Origin of the sequence: Ornithinimicrobium sufpigmenti (assembly GCF_004322775.1) — a bacterium.
In the GTDB taxonomy this organism is placed as follows: Bacteria; Actinomycetota; Actinomycetes; order Actinomycetales; family Dermatophilaceae; genus Ornithinicoccus; species Ornithinicoccus sufpigmenti.
This window is the reverse complement of record NZ_CP036403.1, coordinates 375686-398042: the sequence shown is the minus strand read 5'-3', so window position 1 is coordinate 398042 and position 22357 is coordinate 375686. Positions and strand designations below refer to the sequence as shown.

Sequence of the window (22357 nt, the reverse complement as noted above, 5' to 3'; positions counted from 1 at the left end):
GGTGCGTGCTGGCGGTACGTGACCTGGCCTTTGCCTACACCCGTGGCGGGGAGGAGCTCTTCGACGGCCTGTCGCACAGCTTCACCGCGGGCGCGTTGACCGCGGTCACCGGGCCCTCCGGGCGGGGCAAGTCGACCTTGTTGTACGTGCTCGGGCTGATGCTCACCCCGACCCGCGGGGCTGTCCTCCTCGACGGCCAGGACGTGTCCTCGGCGGCGGACGCGACCCGTTCACGGGTGCGGGCGCACCGGGTCGGTTTCGTCTTTCAGGACTCCGCCCTTGACCCCACCCGCACGGTGCTGGACTCTGTGCTCGAACCCGCCCTTTACGCCGGTTGGACCCTGGCTGCCGCACGGGTGCGGGGGCAGGAGCTGCTGGACCAGCTCGACGTCGGTGCCCGCGCCGACCACCGACCCGGGGAGGTCTCCGGCGGGCAGGCCCAACGCGTCGCGGTCGCAAGAGCCCTGGTCACCGACCCCGCCGTCGTCCTGGCCGACGAGCCCACGGGCAACCTGGACCGGGACAACGCCACAGGTGTCCTGGCGGCGCTGTCAGCGGCCGCCGCCAGCGACGGCGGCACCGCCCGCACGGTCGTGGTGGCCACGCACGACCCGTTCGTGCTCGAGCACGCCGACGAGGTCCTCGCCCTATGACACCTCCCACGAGAAGGGGGCGCCGTTCGTGAGGCCGCTGCTGCTGGTCCGGGAGGCCCTGGCCACGGCGTGGGCGACCAAGGTGCCCACCGTCCTGGTGCTGCTGCTCGTGGCGACGATGTGCGCGGCTACCATCGCCACGGTCGGGCGCACCGCAGCCGCCGAGCAGCAGCTGCAGGCCCGGTTGGACTCGGCCGGCTCCCGCGTCCTGGTCGTCGCCGACGCCCGCGGCGAGGGCCTGCTGTCCCCGACCGTGATCGACCAGGCCACCGGCCTGTCCACTGCCGAACGCGCCGTCGGCACGCTCATCCCGATCGACGTGGTCAACGGCGTCATCGGGCAGGGCGGCACCCGGGTCCCCGCCTGGGGCGTACACGGCGACCTGTCCACGGTGGCGACCCTGACCGGCGGACGCTGGCCCGGGCCCGGTGAGGCGATCGTCACCCAGACCGCGATGGACCGCCTCGGGATGGACTACCCCGTCGGGTGGGTCGCGCAGGCCTCCACCACCGTCGTCGACGACTGGTCAGTCGTCGGCTCCTTCACCCCCAGAGAACCGTTCGGCGACTACGCCACCGGCGTCCTGTACGCCGCACCCGAGGGACGTGACCTGGACGCCCTGCACGTCGTCCTCACCACCGCGGACGCCGCCGAGGTCACCCAGTCCCAGGTGCTGCGGCTCATCGACCCACCCGCCCCGGACGCGCTGACCATCACCTCCCCGGTCTCCCTCGCCCAGCTGCAGGACCAGGTCACCGGCGACCTCGCCCTCTTCGGCCGCACCCTGCTCCTCGGCGTCCTCGGCGCCGGCGCGCTACTCGTGGCCATCGTCACCCTGGCCGACGTCCTCGTGCGCCGCGCCGACCTCGGCCGCCGCCGCGCACTGGGCGCCACCCGCACCACCATCATCACCCTCGTCCTCCTGCGCACCCTCCTCCCGGCGTCGGTGGGCGCCGCCCTCGGCACGGCCGTCGGCATCCTGCTCACCCGGCGACTCGACGCGACACCCCCCTGGGACTTCACGACCGGCACCGCCACCCTCGCCCTCCTCGCCGCCGCCACTGCCGCCGTCCCGCCCGCCCTCTACGCCGCCACCCGCGACCCCGTACGCGTCCTACGCACACCTTGAGGAAACCGGCTCACCAGATCCCGCTGCCAATCTTCACATGGCCGTCGGAAACATCCGCTAGTGCCGCTCTCCGGCGATTCAGGAGGTGGGCATGAGATCTTCGGCGAGGCCGGCGACGTTGACGTACATGTCGTTGCTGAGGACGACGACCACGTCATTGTTCGGGGACGACAGGATCATGAGCGATCCGTACCCGCCGAGCCGCCCTTCGTGGTGAATCAGTCCGCCCTCGTCCTGCATGAGTCCCAACCCGACGCCCATCCCGTCTTCGGCCAGGGAGAATTCGGTCATCTCAGCCAGACTTTCGGCAGAGACCAGTTGACCATCGGCCAGGGCGGTGGCAAAGGTGACAAGGTCCGCTGCAGTAGAGACCATCCCGCCGGCAGCGCCTGCGGCGCTCTCCAACGCCCGGTAGGAAAAGCCCTCGGTGTTCCCGCCAGGTAGCGCGGGGGCGAAGCCGGTGACCGGTTCTGGCCGGTCCGGCCCCAACCCCGTGTGGCTCATGCCTAACGGCTCGGTAATGCGGGCCCGCAGGACCTCTGACAAGGATTGTCCGGTGAGCTCTTCCACCAGCATCCCGGCCACCAGGTAATTCGTGTTGGAGTAGCGGTGCTGGGCGCCCGGCGGTTCGAACTCGCGCTCCCCCTTGTCCAGCTGTGCGACGACCTCGGCCGCGGTCCAACTGCGGTCGAAGTCCTCTCGCACAGCCTGCTCGAAGGAGGTGTCGAGAAACTCTGGCAGGCCGCTGGAATGGTTGAGCAGCTGTCGAACCGTCACGCCCTTCGCCATCGTCAGGTCGGGCAGCACGTCCGTCACCTGGTCCTCAAGGCTCACGCGTCCCTCCTCGACCAGCTGCATCACCAGAACGGCGGTGAACGTCTTGGTGACGCTAGCGATCCGAAACACGTCGTCGGTGCTCAGCGGAGCACCGGCTGTGTCCGCGCGTCCGGCAGCGCAATGCAACACGCCCTGAGCGGTGCCGAGCGCGACCACCACGCCCCCGGACGTGGACCGGGTGGCCTTCTCAAGGTGGGCTTGCACAGACACCGGGGTTGCGGTTCCGGCCGTGCTCGCCCCGCTGAGGGGGGCCTCGCAGTCCAGTGGTTGGTTCTGCTGCGACGCTGCGGCACCCGCGTCCGAGGTCACCGGCCCCTCGGATGAGCACCCGGTAATCAACACGCCCGAGACCAGCACTGCCATCCACGCCCGAATCATCAGCCGCCCACCGCCCTGCACCGTCTCCCTCGATGGTGCACCCACCCCCGCGCCCCGCACAACGCCGCACCACGCCCCCAGCTCACGAAGGAGCGGTGCGTCCGCGTCCTGGTAGCAGCCGCCGAACCATCCGGAACTGCCGCGAGCAGAGCTTGTGTCGACCGCGGGCTTGTTAACCTCAGAACCGATGACTACGAGACCTCCCGCGGTGCTCCGCCACGTCCTGCCGAGCGACGACGAAGCGATCCTCGAAGCCTTCAAGGCGGAGGACATGTCGCGACAAGGTGACGTCCGCGATCTCGCCTCTGCCGCCACCTATGCGCGGCATCTCTCCGAGAACCCCTTCGCCTTCGCCTTGGATGCCGACGGCTCGCTCCTTGGGGTCGTGGCGCTCAATGTCGACCACGAAAACCGACTGGGCTGGTTCTGGTATTGGACTCACGATTCGCACCGCCATCGCGGCCTGACCAAGCGCGCCGCGGCGACCGTGGCCAACTGGGCGCTGCGCGACGGAGGTATCGAACGTCTCGAGCTGGGGCATCGCGCCAACAATCCCGCCTCCGGGGCCGTTGCGCGCGCCGCAGGGTTCGTCCAGGAGGGCATCGAGCGGGAGAAGTTCCTCGTCGGTGGTGAGCGCGTAGATGTGCTGACGTATGGACGCCTGCGCAGTGACCCTCGGCCGAGCACCCCAGAGCTTCCCCTGACGGCCTCGTAGACCATCCCAGACTCATCCGGACATGCCGCACTGCGGACGCGGTAGCGTCCGCTCCTGCCGCACTGAGCGTGGCCGCACGCTACTGCCGCGTGCAGCGTGGTGCGACGGTCCCGGCGGTGTGCGTGCCCTCGGAAGGTGGAGATCAGATGGCGAAGAACGATGCTAGGGCGTGAGCGAGACCCGACATCTCAGCGCCGGCTTCGACCTCGACGACAACTGATGCCGTCCACTTGTCGTAGATGCTGGGCGTGATCCACCAGCGGAGGTCGACGTGCCCGCGTGTGGTCCACTCAGCCTCGACGCCGAAGTCGTGATCGGCGTTCTCCCACATACGGGTGCCATCCCAGCCGCGGAAATCCTCGGCTAGTTCCTCAATGAAGGCGGGTAAGCCATGACCAGCTTTGTCAAGGCTTAGTACGAGCACCTCTGCCGACAATCCGTTGCCCGAGAGGGCGACGGTGTACTCGACCATGTCATTGATGGCCAGCCCCGCAGGGGAGGGATCGTGATAGCGGAGCTTGGGGGATGTGAGCTCGATTTGGGCATGTCGACCGCCGTTGCTCCAGCGCAGAGCCACCGCGGAGCCATCCTCAGAGATTTGAAGCATGACGCGATACTCCCATCCTGCGACGAGCGATGCTTGCCTGCGGCGCGTCCTACTTCGCGGCGAGCCGAGTCGAGCCCGAGGACCACAACGCTGGGCCTGGGTCGGCGATCCACGGTAGCCTTGAAACGTGTCGAGTGAGGCGGACCGACGAACTGCCCAGGAGGCCGTCGCTGCCTACCACGAGGCCGAGTTGGCCCGATTGGTCGAAGGGGTCGGTGAGGCCATAGACGGTTTCCGATCGGGCAAACTCGACGCCTTCGCGGTCGACGAAGCCTTCTTCCAGTACTCGCGCGCGGCGAGGGAGCTGTGGAAGTTCTGCAACAGCCGGTCGGTGGACCTGACCGTGTCCCTTATCATCGGCAACCGGCCGTCAATCGATTGGTGGGAGCGTGGGGCACTAAGGAAGCGGTGATCCCCAGGTCGGAGTAGGCACTCGTGCATTCGACACCTTGGTTGCAAGATGGTCGAGGTCTTTGAGCGACACGCCTTCATCGAGACGACCGGTGCCATTCGCACTCAACTGGCACCCCTCTATGTCAAGACGCCGCTGGGAGGGTGGTTCTAGGCTTGGGAGCGGCGGGTCCGGGAAGAGGCTTGTCCGAAGAGCCGGCGTTGGGTTGTGAGCCGGTCGCGCTGGAGTCAGAGTCGCTACCTCTTTGCCCTCCCGGGCCCGTCGCCGTGTGCCCGGCGAGGTCGTCGAGGATCTGCTTGTAGACAAGGTCGGACAGTCGCCGTTTGAGGCAGCGCAGCGCTTCCATCGACGTCTTCCCGGAGGCCTTCTTCCGGTCGTAGTAGGCACGGCCCTCGGTGGTCCTGGTGCGCAGCTGGACGATGGCCATGACGTGCAGCACCCGGTTGATCTGACGGTTCCCGCCGCGGGAGAGGCGGTGGCGGACGTGCTCACCGGAGGAGGCGTCGATGGGGGCGGTGCCGGTCCAGGACGCGAAGTGGTTGCGGTCGGGGAAGCGGGTGATGTCGCCGACCTCGACCAGCAGGCGTGCGGCGCCGGAGGGCCCGATACCGTGCAGATCCATCAGCGAGGACCCGGTGTGGGCGACGAGGGCCTTGAGCTCCTTGTCCGCGGCCTTGGTCCGCGCGTAGATCGTGGCCAGGTCAGCTGTCAGTTCCAGGGCGTGGGCCTTGCGGACCTTGCCGGCCGGTGTGGTGGGGCGGACCTTCTTGAGCAGCTCCTTGGCCTGGGCCGCGGACAGGAACGTCTTGGCTCCGCCGGGGATGAGCTCAAGCAGGAGCTTGTGCAGCTGGCAGACCTTGCGGGTGTGCTCCTCGCCCAGGGAGCGGCGCCGGTCCACGCACATCCGCAACACCTCGAGCTGCTCGTCGTTGATGACCGGGCGCAGGCCGGACATCCGCACCCCGACCAGGGCGATGGAGTGGGCGTCGGTCGCGTCGGTCTTGCGGCCCTGCCCGGTGGCGAAGATCCGCACCCGCGCCGACATCTTCGCCGGCACGTCCACGACCTCCTCACCGTCGGCGACGAGCCGGTCGGCGACGTGCTTGCCGATACCGGCGCAGCCCTCGACCGCCCACACCCGCTGTGGCCACTGACGGGCATAGGCCAGCAGCCGACCGTACCCGTCGGCGTCGGTGGAGAACCGGCCACCGCCCACGATCGACTCGCTAGCGGTCATGACCTCGATCGTGACGCTGCGTTTGTGCGGATCCATCCCGATCACGACCCGTGCGCCTTGCTCGTCCATTGCTGTGCTCCCTTGCTCGGACAACGGTGATGTCGAGCTGGGAGGGCACCGCTACGTGCGGCTGGGCATACCCCTCTTGAGCCTCTCGCAGCCCTGGCGGTGACCGGGACGACGCACGCCAATTGTGAGCCTCACGCCAAGAGCGTGGGCAGCCGCAAAGAGAACGACCGCCCCGGTCACCTGAGACCGAGCCTGGCCGGGCCCGATCCTGCCGTCAATGAAACACGTAGCCGCAAGTCGCGCGTTCACACCCCCGCGTTTTACCGCCGCCTGTCGCGCGTGGTGGGTTAGGTCGTGAGGTCGATGGGTTGGGTTGGGGTGTGGGCGTGTTGCTGTCGGGCCATGATGATTGAGGCGGCGATGAGCCAGAGGGGCAGGAGGAGGTAGGTGACGAGGCCGCCGGGTGGGATGCCGGCGGTGCCGAGGGCGCCGAGGGCGCCGAAGGCGATGGTGGGGATGGTGAACCACTTCGGCAGGAGAGCCGCGCGCTGTCCGCCGAGCCCGGTCGCGATGAATGCGGTGGCCAGGCCGATGCCCATGCCGGCCCAGCCGAAGAAATGGACGTAGCTCAGGGCCTGTAGTGCCGCATCGTCCGCGGCGGCCGCTGCGCCGTTGATCAGACCCCAGTTCCAGGTGACCATCTGCGAGATGCCGGCCACGACCACGAGCCAGCCGCCGTAGGCGATGTGTGAGAAGGTCGCCTCGCTGGGTTCGCCTGAGCGCAGCAGGTTGCGCACGGCGGTGGCGAAGATCAGCAGGCTCATTCCCATCAGGACCAGGCATGCCACGCTGGCGTAGTTGGTCGCGAGGTTGTCGCGGATGACGGTGGTGGTCGCTGCTCCTGGCTCGTCACGGGATGTAGTCCTCTGCAACGCTGACTGGCCGATCCAGCACACGCCTGCGACAGCGCCGCTGTATGGCAGGAACCTCTCGAAAGTGTTGCGCGGCATGGCCGGCTCCTTGTGTCGATGTGTACCGCCGGCGGCTCTCACCGGCGGTTCGACCTTCCACCGCGATCTGGCCCAGCCGCATGATGCAGCAGTCCCGGTCGGGTCGGGAACAGTTCCCGGGAAGGCTGACGGCTGCTGGCGCTGCCGCCACAATGGCGACATGGTCTACGCAGCCGTTGCGGTGGGCGCTGGGGTCCCGGTCGCTTTGGGGATTCTCCTGGCGTTGCGCAGTACCCAGGCTCGGATCGCGTGGCTGCTGCTCGCCCATGGCGCATCGGTCGGGTTGCTGCTGGGTGCCTCGCAGGTCACCGGCACGGGCACGACAGCGCTGGCGCTCGACCAGCTGGCGCAGGGCGGCTGGGTCTTCCTCTCCCTGTGGCTGGTGTTGGTGGCCTACCTCGTGCCAGATGGCCACCTGCTCTCCGCGCGCTGGCGGCTGTGGGTGGGCGCCGGACTGGTCGGCGTGGTGCTGTTCCTGGTCGGCGCCGCCGGTGACGCGGACAGCTTCCGGCAGGAGCACCCCCGCCAGAACCCTCCTCTGGGCGCGCTTCCTGAGCCGCTCGCCGACGTTCTCGGCGTGGTCGGTCTGGCCCTGGTGGTGCTGCTGTTCATCGGCTCCGCGGTAGCGGTGCGCGCCAGGTTGCGCGCCGCCACCGGCGTTGTGCGGACGCAGCTGCTGTGGCTGGTCTGGGGGGCTGTGGCTGTTCCGCTCGGACTGGTGGTGGGCTGGACCAACCACTTCCTCCTCGGTGACCACGCCTGGCTGACCTATGCCGCGTTGACCGTCGTGGCTGTCGCGTTGCCCAGCGTCATCACGATCGCCATCCTGCGTCATCAGCTCTTCGACATCGAGGTCGTGCTGAGCCGAACGCTGACCTATGCAGCCCTGATGGTGGGCGTGGTCGTGGTGTACGCCGTGGTGCTCTTGGCCGCCGAGACAATAGGCGGTACGAGCACCCTTGGCGGGTTGCTGGCAGTGGGTGTCGTCGCGGTGGCGGTCTCCCCGGCGCACTCCTGGCTGCGGCAGCGGATCGAACGCGCCGTCTACGGCTACCGATCTGATCCGCATCGGGCACTGCGGCTGCTGGCCGCACGCGCCGAGGCCGCTGAGCCCGAGACGCTCGCCACCTCCATCACCGAGGCCGTGGCGGAGGCGCTGCGGGTGGAGAAGGTGTGGGTCCAAACCGACAACGCCATCGACGGTGAGCACGTCGTCCGGGTCCCTCTGCGACACCGCGGTCAGAGACTGGGCGACCTGGCGCTCGAGGTGCCACCCGGTCGGCGACTCTCACCTGCCGACCGGGCGTTGCTCGATGACCTGGCGCGATACGCCGCGGTCCTGGTCAAAGCAAGCCGCGCGGGCGACCAGCTTCGTGAGTCCAGGTCCCGGATCGTCGCCGGCCGCGAGGAGGAACGTCGCCGGCTGCGCCGAGACCTGCACGACGGGATCGGCCCGTCGTTGGCGGCGATCGTGCTGATGCTCAACGCGGCTGGATCCCGCACCGACAGCACCGAACGCAGCGCCCTCCTCGACGAGGCCCGCGCAGAGGTCAAAGACGCCATTGCAGAGGTTCGGCGACTCGTCGACGACCTGCGCCCCGCCGCGATCGACGAGGTCGGCCTCCTCGGCGCGATCCGTCAGCGTGCCGCGGCCCTCTCCGGTGAGCTTCCCATCGAGGTGGCCGGACCCCCATCCCTGCCCACGCTGCCCGCAGCAGTCGAGGTGGCCGCGTACCGCATCGCCTCCGAGGCCATGACCAACGTCGCCCGGCACTCCGGGGCGTCCCGGTGCCGAGTCACCATCGCCGTGAACGGCTCGCTAGAGCTCACCGTCGCCGACAACGGGCGCGGCGTCGAACAATCCCTCAAGGACGGCCTCGGGTGGACCTCCATGCGGGAACGCGCCGCCGAGCTCGGCGGCACGTGCACCATCTCACCTCGCACCCCCAACGAAGGCCTCATCGTGCACGCCGTCCTGCCGCTCAACGACACAACGCACCATCTGGCCGACATCAAGGCCGAGCGATGATCCGGGTCCTCGTCGCCGACGACCACCCCGCATTCCGGCGCGGACTCCAACTCATGCTCGCCGACACCGACGACATAAGCATCGAGGGTGAAGCAGCCAGCGGCGCCCAGGCCGTCGAGCTCGGTGAGCAGCTCGCTCCAGACGTCATCCTGATGGACCTGCGGATGCCCAACCTGGACGGCATCGAGGCAACCCGCCGGCTCAGCCGCAACAACCCCGCGCCAGCGATCGTCGTCCTGACCATGTTCGAGGACGACGACTCCGTCCTCGCCGCGATGCGAGCCGGCGCCCGCGGCTACGTCCTCAAAGGCGCCGAGCAGGACGAGATCATCCGAGCGATCCGCGCGGCCGCTGCAGGCGAGGCGATCTTCGGCCCCGAGATCGCCCAGCGCGTCATCGACCACTTCACCAACAGCGCAGGCCCGCAAACCACAGCGTTCCCTGCTCTGACCGAACGCGAACGGCAGGTGCTCGAGCTCATCGCCGCCGGCAAAGGCAACGCCAGCATCGCCCACGAGCTGATGATCAACCTCAAAACCGTACGCAACCACGTCTCGAACATCTTCACCAAGCTCCAGGTGTCCGATAGGTCGGCCGCCATCGTCAAAGCACGACAGTCAGGACTGGGCGGCAGCTGAACCCGACGGTGGAGGGCGCTGCGTGACCAACCTGAAGCGTTCACGGTTTGATGCCGCTGTCATGGTGGGTTACGCGCCCTTCTGGGTCGAGGCGCGGGTGGTGTAGTGAGCGGCTTCGAACTCGATGGGTGGAACCATACCGAGGGTGCCGTGCAAGCGCTCGTGGTTGTACCAGGTGACCCAGGCAGCGGTCGCTGCCTCGACGTCGGCCAGCGACCGCCAGGGGCCGTCGTGGAAGACACTGGTCTCGATGCGCTCGCTCTTGTACAGGCCCATGTCGCTCGGGAAACAAATCGTCCTGAGGAACACCACCAACTCCTCGGTATTGCGTGACACGACATTGTGCGCTGTGTAGAAGTGTTCCCAGATCACTATTGCTTCATGGAACGATGGCCAATGCCGGTCTTCCACCATGCCGCTCCTCATTCGGTGATCTCTCCGAGGCTAGTGGTCCGGCCCCGATGCGGCACGCGTTGTGACCTCGGCTCGACGCAGGGCACGCCTCTGCTCTGTGGCGAACCCTGATGACTGTGTAGGCCCGAGCGCGACAGGGATGCTCTCATCTGCCGCGACGGGGGATCCGGGCTCAGCGCGAGTTGGGAGGGCTGCCCGTCGCGTGCTCGATTGCCGTCTCGATGTCCGGTGCCAGGCCTGTGAGTCTGCCTAGGAGGCTGGAGAGTCCGGGCTCTTCTATGGGGAAGTGGCCGCAGCCACGCAGCCTGACCAGTTCGGTCGGACCTGCAATTCTTTGGAACCATCGGATGCTCACCTCCAGGGGCGTCCAGGCATCCTTGTCCGGGTGCGCGAGAATGACGGGGGTGCGCATCTGCTCGGGCTGGACGTGTTGGTACGTCATGTAGGAGGCGAGAAAGCCAAGAGGCACGTGTGCCCCTCCGCCCCGGGGGTCGCTGGCGCAGAGCTTCGACAGTCCGGCGTTGCGGCTCATCTTGTCCAGCGCGGCTACCCACGACATGGGCACCCGCAGCCCCGACAGCCTGTCAGGAAGCCGCCTCGCTAAAGGCCCGGCGAGCACACCTGCAGGGCCGAACCTGGTCAGCACCCGCTGGACACGCCGGTCGCGAGGGTCGAGCAGGCATGTGGCCACGACGACCGCAACACGCCCGCAGCGTGCGGCGACCTCATAGGCGAGCATGCCTCCCACGCTGGCGCCCAGAAGGAGCAGCGGTCTCCCGTCGTCCTCAGCAGCCACGAAGTCACAGAGCATGTCGACCCAGTGCTGGTACCGCACCGAGGACGGGTCCGGCGATACCGTCTTGCCGTACAGGGGCAGATCCACGGCTGACAGGTCGAACTGCTCCGGCGGCAGTAGAGAGGCAATGGGCCACAAGGCGCTGCTGTTTCCTCCGGCACCATGCACGACGATGACCCGGACCCGCGCTTCGGGGCTGCGGCGGCGGTAGACGTGAACGTCGTGGCCGTGCCATTCCCACCGGTCCTGCTCGGGAGCGTAATCCACCCGCTCACCCCAAGCGGCGGGCAGGAAGGCGGCATAGTCCACAACCTCAGGAACTCGCACGCCTAGCACCATACTTACCGACGGCCAACGGCTGACCCCCAAGGCCGCACCCGTCTCACTCTCATGCCGCCTGCCGCTTGTTAATGCACCTCGCCGGTGAGCGGGTCGACCCGGTGACCGTCGACGACGTGCAGGCGCGGGCCTTGCGGTGTCTGGTCGGCGGCTGCGAACAGCCGGCGGTGGTGGTCGACGTCGCGGGCATAGTCCTCGTGCCGCTGTTCGTCGGCGGCCTGGAAGCGGACGTGGGCGGGTCGGGCGGGCCAGTCGTGGTGGCGGCTGTCGCAGGCTGTGCGTAGCCGTGTCTTGCGGCGGTCGAAGAAGGCGGGCAGTGCGTAGCGGTGCCATTCCTCGAGGGCGTCGCTGGCGATGGCCTGGCCGGCATTGCGGCGCTGATCGGCCAGGACGGCGATCTCGTGAACCAGGTGGGGGTGGGTGGGCCAGCACGGCGGGATCAGGTAGGAGGGGTCCCAGACGTGCTCGCTGTTGACCCATTCGACGACGGCCTCGAGCCACTCCCACAGCTCGGCCCGCATGGGCGGGTCGCCGATGGATCCGGGGTCCCAGGGGCGGGGCAGCATGCTGGGCTGGCCGACCGCCTTGCGTGCCGCGTCGTCCCCGTTGAGGGCGATGTCGAGCTCCCGGTAGGCGTGGACGATCAACGGGCCGGGGGCGGGGAAGGGCCTGGCCAGCGGGTAGCGCCCCCGTCCCTGTTCTCCTGCCGGGTGGGTCGTGCTCACCGGTCGTGCTCCGCTGTGATGAGGCCGTGCTGACGGGCTGCGGCCAGGGCGGCGGTGGCGCGGGCTTCGGGGCTGATCGTGGCACGCCGGTGGCCCCCGATCTGGTCCCGGAGCATGGCCTGGTCGGCCAGGAGTCGCTTGCCGGGTTTGCCGTCGATGCAGCGGTGGAGCCGGGCCATGACGGGTTTGCCGTTCTCGGAGATGACCAGTGCGTGCCGTTCCTTGATCTGGCGGATCTCCGATCCGGTCAGGACGGGGATGTCCTCGGCTGAGTAGGTGCGCCCGCCGCGGTGCCCGGTGTTCCAGGTGGCGCGTCCGACGCGGACCTTGCCGACGAGGTCGGAGACCTCCTGGTTGAACGCGACGTCCTTGGAGCCGCCGAACAGGATGAGGTTGTTGGTCAGGCCCAGCACGGCGCGGGCCTCGGCCTGGCCGAAGATCGAGTCGAGCTGGGCGCGAGTCTGCGCGGCCCAGATGAAGGACAGGCCCAGGGCTCGTTCGTTGGCCATGCGGGTGCGCAGAGTCGGCAGCGGCGCGGTGGAGGGCAGCTCGTCCAGGCACGCGAGCAGCGGCGGGCACAGCCTGCCCCACGGGGACCGTTGGGCCATGCCCAGGGCGGTGTCCAGCACGTGCTCGGCCAGGGCAGTCATCAGCGGGGAGGCCGAGGCGTAGGGGTCTTCGCGGCCGAGCAGGTAGATGATGCCGCCGACGGCAAGAACCTCGGCGATGTTGGTCCCCGGTCGCCCGGGGCCGGGGACGCACCGTTTGCGCATCGGTTCCTGGAAGAACAGCGACAGGGCCTGCTGCACCGTGGTGACGGTGTTGCCGGCGGTCCGTTCGTCTCCGTGGAGGGCCCCGTGCAGCAGTCCGTGCCAGAACTGCGCGGCCTGGGGGTGGGTGCGCAGGATCTCGGCGGGTTCGATGGTGGAGCGGGGGTCGGCGACCCACTCCAGTACGTCGTCCAGGGTGCGGTTGGTCAGCGCGGCGGCATGGAAGTAGGCCTGGATGACCTTGGCGGCTTCGGCGGCGTAGAACCGGGCGGCCTGGTCCCCGTACCCCTCGGCCACAGCACCCTTGATGGTGCCGGCGGTGAACGCCTTGGCGCGACGCTCGGCCACGACCGCGTCCACGCACCCCTCGATCGGGTCCCACACGAGCTCCGGGAGCCCGGGTACCAACCCGAACGGGTCGAGCACGACGCACGGTCGCCCGTCGCTGGAGCGGGCGGAGAACGTCAGGAGCAGGTCGTCGGGTTTGGTGAGGGTGACTAGGGCCGCCCCTGGTGCGTCGAGCAGGGCGGGGGTTAGCAGGTCCAGGGTCTTGCCCGATCCCTGGGGTCCGATGACCCCTGCGGTGCGGTCCCAAGGCACCCACAGGTCGACCCCGGCGGGGGCGGTGGACCGTCCAAGGTTCCACCCCACGTCCCGAGGATCGAACCTGGTCCGTGCCCGCCGAGAACGGTTCGCCTCCCCGGCCTGGGCGGGGCCGCGGCGCTGGAAGAAGCCGGGCAGGTTGAGATTCATCGTGCGGCCTTTCCGTAGAGGTCGGGCCGGATGACGGCCCGGTGCTTGCGCATCCGGGGTAGACCCAGCAGCGACGCGGCCTCGGACCTAGAGGCCATGCCCCGCAGCCGACCCGGTCCCCAGCGCCGGTAGGCCACCACGGACAGGACCAGAGCGACGAGCAGGTTGACGGCCTGGGTGATGAGCACCCAGGCCCGCAACGCCCCCGGTTCGGCGAGGTCGCCGGGGTTGGTCAGTCCGGCGCCGGCGTCGCCGCGCCACAGGCCAGGCAGGCTGCGGAACAGCTCGGTAGCTGGCGGCCAGCCCCATCCGCCGCCGGCGAGGAGGTTGGCCACGGCCCGCCCGGTGTGCACGCCCAGCACCGCGACCAGCACTAGGGTGAGGACGATCGCCAGGGGGATCTCGTAGGTCCACGGGTGCGGGTTCTTGAGTCTGTCCTGCTGCATCGCTTCCTCATCTCCACCGGCGGGGAACTGTTCTGCGTCCTAAAGCGGACGAGGACGGCTCAGGGACTCAACTGGGTGCTTTCGGGTTGTCGTCGATGTTGCCCAGGCGCCAGATCTCGAAGATGTTGTTGTCCAGGACGTGCTCGTAGCTGAAGAAGCCGACTCCCTTGGTGGGGTTGGCGGCCTCGATGCTGGTGTAGGTCGCCGGGTCCCAGACAAAGCCGACGTGCCCGATCGTGTGCGGGCCCAGGTAGGAGTCGAAGAAGAACAGGTCCCCTGGCTGGGCCTGGTCGAGCGGGACGCGGAACCCGTTGCCCATCGCCAGCCAGTCCCGCTGGGCCTGGGCGGTGCGGGGGGCGGTGATCCCGATCTGGGCCATCGCGGTCTGGGTCAGTGAGGAGCAGTCCCAGGCGTCGGGCCCACCGGCGCCCAGAATGTAGGAGTCCCCCTCCTGTCCGGCCGCGAAGGCCAGCATCTGAGCGACCCGCTCGCTGCTGACCGGGGGCAGGTCGGGGTTGCCGCCCTGGCCGTCGCAGTGCAGCGGGTCTCCCAGGACCAGACCACCCCCGTACTGCTGCGCGTAGTACAGGACGTCGTTGACGTACCAGTCGGCGTGGTTGTAGGCGAACAGCGCAACACGCACCCACTCCTCGCCACGGTGCACCCCTGAGGCGGTCAGGTAGTTGGCCGCGGAGTGGACCGAGTCGGCATCGTTGTCGATCTGCGCCAAGCCGTCCCCGTCCCCGTCGACCCCGTAGGCGGCGAAGGTGGCCGGCATGAACTGCATGAGGCCCCGCGCACCCGCCGAGCTGGTGCCGGTGTTGGCCCCGTGCGCGGTCTCGGCCATCCCGATCCCGGCCAGCAGGGCCCACGGGATGCCGTACTCGGCCCCGGCCTGCTCGTACAGCTCCTGGATGCCCGGCGGGATCGGCAGCGGCCGGTTGTGCAGCGAGTCCTGGCGAGGCTGCCCGGGGGCGGGGAGCTCGAACCCGATGCCACCCTCCCCGTCCCGCGGCAGGTCCGGGGCCACCTCGGGCGGGGCGGAGGGAGCCACGGCGACACCGGTCAGGGGGGCACCGCGCTCGAGCATGAACGGCACCGGGTCGATCGGCTCCCCAGCGGAGCGCACCTCGAAGTGCAGGTGCGAACCGGTGGAGTCACCGGTGGACCCCTCGACGCCGACCCGCTGACCCTGGTGGACGCTCTGCCCGACGGTCAGCGGGCTGGGCGTGGCCAGGTGCAGGTACCGGGTGCTGATCGCGCCGCCGTGGTCGATGGTGACGGTGTTTCCTCCCCCGCTGGTCCACCCGGATCCGGTGACCGTGCCGGCCGCGGCGGCGACCACCGGGGCGCCCGCCGGTTGGGAGGTCATGTCGACCCCGGCGTGCAGGAGCCACTCCTTGTGGATCGGGTGGAAACGCTGTCCGAACCCCGAGCCTGGGGTCAGGGCATAGGCGGTCTCGTACGGTGGTCGCCAGTCCCCGGTGACGGGCAGGGTCCCCTCGCAGAAGAGGGTGCGGTGCTCCTCGGCCAGCGCGGGTGTGGCCACCGAGGCCACGAGCACCGCGGTGGACAGCGGCACCCCGGCCAGCAGCGCGAGGGCGGCCAGGACGGCGAGGGCACCTTTCACGGCTGGATCACCGGGTCGATTCGATACCGGTGTTGGTGTTGGCCAGTGCGGCCTCGAGGGGGTGCAGGACGGTCTGCACCTTGTAGAGGCGGTCCCCCACCTGCCACACGGCGCGGCCTGGTTCCTGGCGTGCCCAGGTGGTGATGGCGTGCACGGCCAGCGGGCCCAGGCCCAGGATCTCGTCGAGCTCCTTAGCCACCTTGGGGCCCTGGCCGTGAAGGATCTTGATGTCGGCCAGGTGCAGCATGTCCCGGGCGATGGTCTGAGCCACCGAGCCCTCGTCACCGGCGGAGAGCAGGTCGGAGGGTTTGTGCGCGACCGCGTACTGGATGTCCCCGCCCTGGCCGGCGAAGCCGCGAGACAGGCGCATGTCGGCGTCGAAGGCCTTGACGGCTTCTGGGCCTAGCCGCAGCTGCCGCCACGCCTCGTCGCGGACGACCACGCGCTGGTCGGCCCGGGAGACGACTTCGCGCTGCCCGGCGCCCCAGGAGCCCAGGCAGGTCAGGGCGATGCCCACGGCTTCCTGGGGCAGCCGGGACAGGGACAGGGACTGGATCGGTGCGAGCCAGTCGATGTCGAAGTTGGTGTGCGCGTCGAACATTCCGGCCAGGGCGCCGTTGACCAGCTGGCCCAGGGCATCGCGCAGCAGCCGGGTCTCGTCCGTGAACTGCCGGCGGGTCTCGTACCGGGTCGCCGCCACCATCTCGGGGGCGGGGTTGTCCAGTGCGTGCCACAGCCCGGGCAGGGTGGTCTCGGTCAGCCGGGTGGCGCCGGCGGCGTAGCCGGTGAGGTCGGCCAGTGCGGCGCGGACCACCGTTTCGTCGCTGGGCCCGAACGGGACCAGGTTCTCCCCGATCTGCTGGGAGCCGACTAGGGCCCGGATGAGGGTCAGCCACCGGGAGAACACGGACTGGGCGCGCCGCTGAGCCTCGACGGCGTCGAGCTGCTCCCACCCGTGGGCCAGCGGGCCGAGGGCCAGGGGGTTGACCCGGGCACCCAGGCCGGCACCGAGGGCGATCGGCTCCACCCCCAGGAACCGGCACACCCCCTCGTACTCGTCCTTGGTGTCGCCCAGGATCAGGGCCCGGTACCCGAAGTCCATCATCCGCAGGATGAACGCCTTGGTGGTCCCGGACTTACCCATCCCGGGCTTGCCGAAGCACATGATGTTCGGGTTGCTGATCGGCACATCGCCGCGGACCACCCAACCGAGCGGGTCGCAGTGGAACGCCGCCCCGGAGGAGACGTCGATGCCCATCTGCGCCCCGGTTGGCGGCAGCGCGGGGGTGGGGATGAACGGCCAGAACGCCGGCGCCTGGTCACTGGTCATTCGCCAGGTCGCCACCGGCGCTCTCGCCGGGGCCCACCCCCGGCCAGCAGCCCGAGGTCCCTTGGTGCTGGTGGGCCGGAACACCCGCGGCTCCCGCTCCTGCTTTGCGGGCACTGGTGCTGGTGGGGCGTCGTGGCCGAAGTCGGCCAGCAGGCGAGCCACGTCCCGGCCGGTGCTGCCCCGGCGGCCGTGAGGGGTTCGACTGCGTGAGGCGCTCACGTTCAGCCCGCCTTCCGGGTCAGGCTGATGCCCATCGGCACCACGGAGGCGGCGAAGGCCACGTCGTGGGCCAGGTCCAGGCGCAGCGGGGCGAACCCGGCCCGGCGGATCGAGGAGTCCAGGCGGCGGCCCGCCTCGGCGGCCCGGACCGTCTTGGGCACCGTGACCGTGGCCACCGCGTAGGGGACGGTCAGGGAGTTGCCGCGGGCCAGCTTGGACTCCAGCCGGCGCACCTTCTCGGACTCGTCGACGTCCTTGGTGCGCTGCTTCATCCGTGCCGCGACCCGCAACGACTGCCCCAGGTCGGCGCCGAACTCGCTGTTGGCCGACTGCCGGTCGGCACGGCCCGGCGGCACCAGGGGGTAGCAGACCATGAAGGAGCGCCGCTCCCCGTCCTGGTGCGCCGACAGGACCGGGGCCAGCGCCCCCATCGCGGCCCCTTTGACCGGCAGCTTGATCGTCGAGGAGACCGAGTTCCAGGCGTCGTGGGAGTAGTGCCGCACGGCGGCGTCAGCACCGGAAGGGCCGGCCATCTCCCAAGGCACGTCGGTGTTCACGCCCGTCTCGGTCTGCGCGGCAGCCAGCGCGTCGATGATGGTCGCCCGGTCCCCTGGGGCGAACCCGGTGCGGCAGGCATGAGCCAGCTGGGGGCTGGTCAGCCACTCCACGCTCGAGACGCCCAGGCCGCCGCGCAGGTGGGACTCAACCTCGGCGATCGCGCCGTACAGGGCCCTGGCGCGACCGTTGACTCCCCCGCCGTACTCCCGGGCCACCTTGCCCAGCCGTGACTCGGGCACCACGACGGTGACGTACTGCTCGGTACGCACCGTCGCGGCGGTCAGCGACTCGTGCAGGTCGTCGTTGATCGCCGTGACCTGGGCTGGGGCGTTGCCCGTGCGGTGGCGTCGCACCCAGTCGGTCCGCTCGGCACCGTCCTCAGGAACGGTGCGGACCATGAAGATGACCTCGGAGACCAGCTCGGCCCGCACGGCCGCGTCGAGCAGCTCTGCCAGGCCCTGCCCGTAGACCTGCCGATCCTCGAGCTCGGCCATGCCCAGCCCCGGATGGACGATCGAGGCGGTGACCGCCCAGGTCCTTATCGAGTGGTTCTGAATCAACGCGACCCGACGGTGGGAGTGCCCTGTCGGTGGGCCCTCGTGGATCACGACGCTGGCCAGGACCCCCGGCAGGTCCGCCTGCTCCTGCTCCTGGGCCTGCCCGGTGGTGGCCCGCGCCCGGAACCGGGTCCACCCGGCCAGGGTCCCGGCCGCCAGGGACACGGTCGAGGTGATCCACCCGGTCATCGACCGACCCCTGACCGGGACGGCCACGACACCGAACAGCAACCCCCAGCCGAGGATGGACAGGCCCACCGCGGCCCAGTCCTGCTTGGAGATCGACCAGGCCACCGGCAGGACGGCTGCGGCCAGGAGGCCGAGCTGGAGGCCGGTGAGGCCGAAGAACCACCCGATGCGGGCGCGGGTGTGGTCGCGGTAGACGGTCATCGTGGGGTCCTCCTGCGGGCGGCTTGGGTGGGTCGCTTCCTAAAGCGGCGCTGCAGCCACCAGGGACTCATCACTTCGCTGCTCCTGCGGCCGCTCCGGCCGCTCCGGTGCCGCCGGCGCCTCCGGCGGCACCGGCCGCACCGCCGCCGCTGGGCGGGGGGAGCGGACCAGCGCCGGTGCTCGGGTTGGTCTGCGCCGGGGGTGGCGCCTGGACTGCTCCCCCACCGGCTTCACCGCTGCCACCGCTGCCACCGCCGGTGTCCTCGCCGCGTTGTTCGGGGTGGCTGGCTCGTCGGCGGCCACCGCCCGTCCTGGCCGGCTGGAAGTCGGGGACATAGGTGTTGTGCCCGGCACCCATCTGGTTGGACACGTCCGCGCCGATGGCCGCGCCCCGGGTGCCGGCGGACACCATCGCCTCGACGCCGAGACCGATCGCCGTACCGACGGCGCCGGCTGCCGGGCCGATGGCGAAGCCGCCCTTGGAGGCCGCGTTGCTCGTGGCCTTGGCGGCCCGCTGGTTGGCCTCTCCTTCGGCGGAGACCTCGCTGGCCGAACGGCCGTGACTGTCCACGCTCGAGGCGGCATTGGACGTCCCCACGGCCCGGCCGGCTAACCCACGCAACCCGCCCTGAGCCTCGTACCCGGCACGCATCGCGGCCCCGGAGGAGGTGCCGGGGTCGACGAAGGCCAGGAGCTTGAACAGTGCGAGGGGGGAGAACGCGGCAATGCAGATCAGGAACACCCCGGGGATCGCGGTGCCGATCGTCCTGGCCAGCCCATCGGCCTCGCCTTCGACAATGCCGGTGGTCAACGAGATCCCCAGGCCGAGGACCAGAGCGACCAGCACCGGGGTGAACGCGGCCGCGTGGAACCACCGGAACGACTTCCAGAACCATGACCGTGAGAACCCGCTGGCCAGGCCTGCCGCGGCGATGGGTCCGGTGGCGACCAGCACCAGCAGGGCCCCGGCCCGGGTCAGCATGACCAGCAGGAACCCGATCCCGGCCAGCCACAGGAACAGGCCCATGAACCCCAGGACGGTGGCCAGCACCGTGTCGGTGATGTCCTCGGTGGCGATGATGAAGACCTCGGAGGGCTCCCAGTGGGCGAACAGCTCCACCCCGAACATGGCCTGCATCAAGGACCGGGTCAGACCCTGGGCGGCGGCCAGGATCATCACGCAGTACCCGATCCAGCCGGCGAAAACGACGACGAACTGCGCGACCCCGACCGCGGCCTGGGCGAGGTCTGCGCCGTCCCGGCGCCACGCGGCCAGGCCCAGCTGGGCCATAGCCAGGATCAGGACCAGCGCCAGGGCCAGCCAGAACGTGGTCCGGTACACCTGCCCGGCCGGTCCGGCAGCGGTGACGTCGGGGGTCAGGAAGGCGTCCACGAAGCCCAGGACGGTGCGCAGGAACCACAGCCCGGCAGCCCAGATCCCCAGCATGACGGAGGTCCACACGTCGGCGGCAAGCTCACCGACCGCTTTGCCGGCCAGGTACTCGAACGGGTTCGGGATACCGAACATGAGTCAGGCCCTCTCTGGTCTTCTCAGTGGCTGTCGACCCAGGGCCGCCACCCGGCCTGGGCGGCCAGCTCGGTCCCGGGCCACGTCGAGGGCGCCGGTGCGACCGGACGGGTCGTGTCGATCACCCAACGGTCGCCGGTCCAGGTCATGGCCTCGCAGTGCCCGTAGGCGACGCGCGCCTCCTCCACCAGGCGTGCGTGCAGCTCCAGCAGGACGCACGCCACCACCCAGTCCTGCCCGTCAGTCCCCTTCACCTGGCCGGCGGCCGGGACCGCGGTCACGACCAGGCCGACCTCCTTGGTCTGCCCGCTCTGGCCGGCGGCGGTGAGGAAGTCGGTGACGTTGCCGGTCATCACCCACCTCGCCGGGTCGGCATCACCGGTTGACCAGGACCGGTAGATCTCGTGCGTGCCCGGCACCGACATGGCACCGATGACGGCCACGTCGATCGCGGCCAGCTGGCCCACCGCACCCTCCGGGGTCTGGGGGTACCCGGTGGGAACGCCCACCGGTCCGGTCGTCGAGGGTGAGGGGACGCCCAAGGGTGCGGCGACGGTGGGGGCCACCTGCCCCTGCCGGTAGGCGCGGGGGTCGTCCACGGTCAACATCGGCGCGCCCGCGATCTGCTCGCGGCGGGCAGGCCCCTCCTGGGCCAGGGTGGCCTCGTCCAGCCCGACCGGTGAGGCTGCCACCTCCTGCGCGGCCGGCCTCTGGGGAGGCTCGTCGGCCAGGACCTGCCAGATGAACAGACCCAGGCCGGCCAGCAGCGCCAGCCCTGCACCCAGGGCTGCGGCGAGGATGCCCCACAGCTTGGTCCGTCCCCACGCCTGCGGTGTCGTCGTCGACATCTCAGACGCACCCGGTGCCCATCATCGCGTCCAGGATCCCCGGCAGGATCAGGTAGGCGATCACCGCGATGAAGACGATGACCAGCCCGATGATGCCGCCGGTGCTGGCGTGCGGCATGCCGAACATCCGGCCGCCGGCGATGGCACCCACGCCGATGACCAGGCCGAGGAAGAACAGAATGCCCACGCCCCACAGGACGTAGCCGAGGATGTTGTCGACGTGGACCTGCGCGCCAGGGGGCGCCTGGGGGCAGACGGCGGCGACGAACGTGGCGGCGTGCAGGCCGGCGTCGGAGACGTTAGCGAACATGCTGGGTACTTCCCTTCTGGTGGTGGATAGAACTGCCAGCCAGCTGCAGGAGCTGGGCGATCGTGGTGGCAGCGCTCAGCACGCCGCCGGGCAGGGGTGAGGTGTCCAGGCCGCGGACGGCCAGGCCCGGGTCGTGGGGTACCTCGACCAGGTCCTCCTCGAGCAGGGACCTGGTCCGCGGGCCGATGCAAGAGACCACCTCGCGGGGCCAACGTCGACGTCTCGGGCCCTGGACGGCCACCACCACCGCTTCGGGATGCGGGTCGAGCTCGTGCAGGACCCCCTCGAGCCGTCGCAGACCGGGGACGGTGGCGGTGGTGACCAGCACCACCCGGTCGGAGTCCAGCACGCTCGCGCGGAGCCAGCCGGCGGACCGCACCAGAGGGCCCATCGGCCATCCGGCGTCGAGCACAGTCAGCTGCGGAGCGGCCCGCGGGTCGAGACCAGGGTCGGGGTCCGGGACGGGGATCTGGTCGGGTGAGGCGTACCCGTCCAGCAGCCGGTCCAGGACCAGCAGGTCGCGGTGGCCACGGACCCAGCCCGACCCGGTCTCCCCCAGCTCGGCGGTGGCGAACCCGGTCAGGCCGCTCGATCCGGCCGGACTAGCCTCGACCACCCGCACCTGGAGCTCCAGCGCGGTCGCGACTGCGACCGCGACCGTGGTAGCCCCGGCCGACCCGTGGCAGCCCAGGACGGGCAGCACAGGCACGCCGGGGTCCCAGGTCGATCCCTCGCCCGCTCCGTCCTGGGGTGCGTGCCTGCGGCGCGGCGGCAGGTCGGTGGCCCCGGGGCGGAACCGGCCGTCCTGAACGGCCAGCCAGGCGCGCTGCAGCTCGGCCACGCTGACCACGCTCACGCCTGGCCCCCTGGTCCTGCCATGCGCTGGTGTCGACGTGCGATCGCCTGTCGCACGTCCTCGGTAGGCAGCTGGGCAAGAGCGGTCTTGGCTTCCTGCACCTGTCGAAGACGGCGGACACAGTCGTCCAGCTCGGCCAGCACCTGGGGGCCAGACGCCGACAGCTGCAGCAGCTGCTCGACGTCGGCTCCAGGCTCCGGTTGCTTCATCACGCCTCCTAAAGCGCAGTGGCGA

General features: G+C 69.9%; 22 protein-coding genes and 1 pseudogene. 6 read left to right on the top strand and 17 right to left on the bottom strand.

The window, feature by feature from the left end; genetic code table 11:
• Positions 1-5 precede the first annotated feature (5 nt).
• Together ESZ52_RS01885 and ESZ52_RS01880 are read left to right on the top strand one after the other, a co-directional pair.
• A complete protein-coding gene (locus ESZ52_RS01885; RefSeq protein WP_131103448.1) occupies positions 6-653 on the top strand; it encodes an ABC transporter ATP-binding protein in 648 nt (215 codons plus the stop codon).
• Positions 654-681: 28 nt separating this feature from the next.
• Entirely contained in the window at positions 682-1782 is a 1101-nt protein-coding gene (locus ESZ52_RS01880; RefSeq protein ID WP_131103447.1) for an ABC transporter permease, read from the top strand.
• A gap of 78 nt (positions 1783-1860) precedes the next feature.
• Here ESZ52_RS01880 and ESZ52_RS01875 read toward each other — a convergent pair whose 3' ends face one another.
• The gene (locus ESZ52_RS01875) at positions 1861-2982 is read right to left on the bottom strand and encodes a serine hydrolase domain-containing protein (protein ID WP_181009793.1); all 1122 of its coding nucleotides are present in this window, start codon (positions 2980-2982) and stop codon (positions 1861-1863) included.
• Positions 2983-3205: 223 nt separating this feature from the next.
• On the opposite strand from ESZ52_RS01875, the gene ESZ52_RS01870 reads away from it, so the two are divergent.
• Entirely contained in the window at positions 3206-3712 is a 507-nt protein-coding gene (locus ESZ52_RS01870) for a GNAT family N-acetyltransferase (protein WP_238154318.1), read from the top strand.
• Between the two features lie 142 nt (positions 3713-3854).
• On the opposite strand, the gene ESZ52_RS01865 is transcribed toward ESZ52_RS01870, so the two are convergent.
• A complete protein-coding gene (locus ESZ52_RS01865) occupies positions 3855-4184 on the bottom strand; it encodes a DUF6228 family protein (RefSeq protein ID WP_145968817.1) in 330 nt (109 codons plus the stop codon).
• 262 nt (positions 4185-4446) lie between these two features.
• Between ESZ52_RS01865 and ESZ52_RS01860 the strand changes: the two genes are divergently transcribed.
• Entirely contained in the window at positions 4447-4731 is a 285-nt protein-coding gene (locus ESZ52_RS01860) for a hypothetical protein (RefSeq protein ID WP_131103443.1), read from the top strand.
• Between the two features lie 124 nt (positions 4732-4855).
• Here ESZ52_RS01860 and ESZ52_RS01855 read toward each other — a convergent pair whose 3' ends face one another.
• Both ESZ52_RS01855 and ESZ52_RS01850 read right to left on the bottom strand, forming a co-directional pair.
• Positions 4856-6037, bottom strand: coding sequence for an IS110 family RNA-guided transposase (locus tag ESZ52_RS01855; protein WP_131103442.1), 1182 nt, complete (start codon positions 6035-6037; stop codon positions 4856-4858).
• 287 nt (positions 6038-6324) lie between these two features.
• The gene (locus tag ESZ52_RS01850) at positions 6325-7029 is read right to left on the bottom strand and encodes a hypothetical protein (RefSeq protein WP_146040871.1); all 705 of its coding nucleotides are present in this window, start codon (positions 7027-7029) and stop codon (positions 6325-6327) included.
• Between the two features lie 118 nt (positions 7030-7147).
• Between ESZ52_RS01850 and ESZ52_RS01845 the strand changes: the two genes are divergently transcribed.
• Together ESZ52_RS01845 and ESZ52_RS01840 are read left to right on the top strand one after the other, a co-directional pair.
• A complete protein-coding gene (locus ESZ52_RS01845) occupies positions 7148-9016 on the top strand; it encodes a GAF domain-containing sensor histidine kinase (protein WP_131103440.1) in 1869 nt (622 codons plus the stop codon).
• On the top strand, positions 9013-9654 hold the full coding sequence (locus tag ESZ52_RS01840; protein WP_131103439.1) for a response regulator transcription factor: 642 nt from the start codon (positions 9013-9015) through the stop codon (positions 9652-9654). The genes ESZ52_RS01845 and ESZ52_RS01840 overlap by 4 nt, the downstream gene beginning before the upstream one ends.
• Before the next feature lie 69 nt (positions 9655-9723).
• Here ESZ52_RS01840 and ESZ52_RS01835 read toward each other — a convergent pair.
• The 13 genes and pseudogenes from ESZ52_RS01835 to ESZ52_RS01775 form a co-directional block, all read right to left on the bottom strand.
• Positions 9724-9927 (bottom strand): annotated as a pseudogene (locus ESZ52_RS01835) (integrase core domain-containing protein); the annotation flags it as partial.
• 313 nt (positions 9928-10240) lie between these two features.
• Positions 10241-11191 (bottom strand): alpha/beta fold hydrolase, encoded by a 951-nt coding sequence (locus ESZ52_RS01830; protein ID WP_202865394.1) that lies wholly within the window; start codon positions 11189-11191, stop codon positions 10241-10243.
• Positions 11192-11271: 80 nt separating this feature from the next.
• Positions 11272-11928 (bottom strand): hypothetical protein, encoded by a 657-nt coding sequence (locus tag ESZ52_RS01825; RefSeq protein ID WP_238154316.1) that lies wholly within the window; start codon positions 11926-11928, stop codon positions 11272-11274.
• The gene (locus ESZ52_RS01820; protein WP_131103436.1) at positions 11925-13451 is read right to left on the bottom strand and encodes a type IV secretory system conjugative DNA transfer family protein; all 1527 of its coding nucleotides are present in this window, start codon (positions 13449-13451) and stop codon (positions 11925-11927) included. Before ESZ52_RS01820 ends, ESZ52_RS01825 begins: the two co-directional genes overlap by 4 nt.
• Positions 13448-13897: a hypothetical protein gene (locus ESZ52_RS01815; protein WP_131103435.1), complete on the bottom strand. Its 450-nt coding sequence runs from the start codon at positions 13895-13897 to the stop codon at positions 13448-13450. Before ESZ52_RS01815 ends, ESZ52_RS01820 begins: the two co-directional genes overlap by 4 nt.
• 67 nt (positions 13898-13964) lie before the next feature.
• Positions 13965-15527: a peptidoglycan DD-metalloendopeptidase family protein gene (locus tag ESZ52_RS01810; RefSeq protein WP_131103434.1), complete on the bottom strand. Its 1563-nt coding sequence runs from the start codon at positions 15525-15527 to the stop codon at positions 13965-13967.
• Between the two features lie 7 nt (positions 15528-15534).
• On the bottom strand, positions 15535-16857 hold the full coding sequence (locus ESZ52_RS01805; RefSeq protein ID WP_238154315.1) for an ATP-binding protein: 1323 nt from the start codon (positions 16855-16857) through the stop codon (positions 15535-15537).
• Between the two features lie 221 nt (positions 16858-17078).
• Positions 17079-18581, bottom strand: coding sequence for an SCO6880 family protein (locus ESZ52_RS01800; protein WP_131103432.1), 1503 nt, complete (start codon positions 18579-18581; stop codon positions 17079-17081).
• A gap of 70 nt (positions 18582-18651) precedes the next feature.
• Positions 18652-20109, bottom strand: a complete 1458-nt coding sequence (locus ESZ52_RS19845) for a TrbL/VirB6 family protein (RefSeq protein WP_131103431.1) — start codon at positions 20107-20109, stop codon at positions 18652-18654.
• 23 nt (positions 20110-20132) lie between these two features.
• The gene (locus tag ESZ52_RS01790) at positions 20133-20957 is read right to left on the bottom strand and encodes a hypothetical protein (RefSeq protein ID WP_131103430.1); all 825 of its coding nucleotides are present in this window, start codon (positions 20955-20957) and stop codon (positions 20133-20135) included.
• A gap of 1 nt (position 20958) precedes the next feature.
• A complete protein-coding gene (locus tag ESZ52_RS01785) occupies positions 20959-21267 on the bottom strand; it encodes a hypothetical protein (RefSeq protein WP_131103429.1) in 309 nt (102 codons plus the stop codon).
• Entirely contained in the window at positions 21257-22123 is an 867-nt protein-coding gene (locus ESZ52_RS01780) for a hypothetical protein (RefSeq protein ID WP_131103428.1), read from the bottom strand. The genes ESZ52_RS01785 and ESZ52_RS01780 overlap by 11 nt, the downstream gene beginning before the upstream one ends.
• Positions 22120-22332 (bottom strand): hypothetical protein, encoded by a 213-nt coding sequence (locus tag ESZ52_RS01775; protein ID WP_131103427.1) that lies wholly within the window; start codon positions 22330-22332, stop codon positions 22120-22122. The genes ESZ52_RS01780 and ESZ52_RS01775 overlap by 4 nt, the downstream gene beginning before the upstream one ends.
• Positions 22333-22357 lie beyond the last annotated feature (25 nt).

Coding starts and splice junctions, on each gene's coding strand:
- ESZ52_RS01875 (WP_181009793.1), bottom strand. CDS start 2,982: ATGGCAGTGCTGGTCTCGGGCGTGTTGATTACCGGGTGCTCATCCGAG.
- ESZ52_RS01865 (WP_145968817.1), bottom strand. CDS start 4,184: ATGGTCGAGTACACCGTCGCCCTCTCGGGCAACGGATTGTCGGCAGAG.
- ESZ52_RS01855 (WP_131103442.1), bottom strand. CDS start 6,037: ATGGACGAGCAAGGCGCACGGGTCGTGATCGGGATGGATCCGCACAAA.
- ESZ52_RS01845 (WP_131103440.1), top strand. CDS start 7,148: ATGGTCTACGCAGCCGTTGCGGTGGGCGCTGGGGTCCCGGTCGCTTTG.
- ESZ52_RS01840 (WP_131103439.1), top strand. CDS start 9,013: ATGATCCGGGTCCTCGTCGCCGACGACCACCCCGCATTCCGGCGCGGA.
- ESZ52_RS01820 (WP_131103436.1), bottom strand. CDS start 13,451: ATGAATCTCAACCTGCCCGGCTTCTTCCAGCGCCGCGGCCCCGCCCAG.
- ESZ52_RS01815 (WP_131103435.1), bottom strand. CDS start 13,897: ATGCAGCAGGACAGACTCAAGAACCCGCACCCGTGGACCTACGAGATC.
- ESZ52_RS01805 (WP_238154315.1), bottom strand. CDS start 16,857: ATGACCAGTGACCAGGCGCCGGCGTTCTGGCCGTTCATCCCCACCCCC.
- ESZ52_RS01800 (WP_131103432.1), bottom strand. CDS start 18,581: ATGACCGTCTACCGCGACCACACCCGCGCCCGCATCGGGTGGTTCTTC.
- ESZ52_RS19845 (WP_131103431.1), bottom strand. CDS start 20,109: ATGTTCGGTATCCCGAACCCGTTCGAGTACCTGGCCGGCAAAGCGGTC.
- ESZ52_RS01790 (WP_131103430.1), bottom strand. CDS start 20,957: ATGTCGACGACGACACCGCAGGCGTGGGGACGGACCAAGCTGTGGGGC.
- ESZ52_RS01785 (WP_131103429.1), bottom strand. CDS start 21,267: ATGTTCGCTAACGTCTCCGACGCCGGCCTGCACGCCGCCACGTTCGTC.
- ESZ52_RS01775 (WP_131103427.1), bottom strand. CDS start 22,332: ATGAAGCAACCGGAGCCTGGAGCCGACGTCGAGCAGCTGCTGCAGCTG.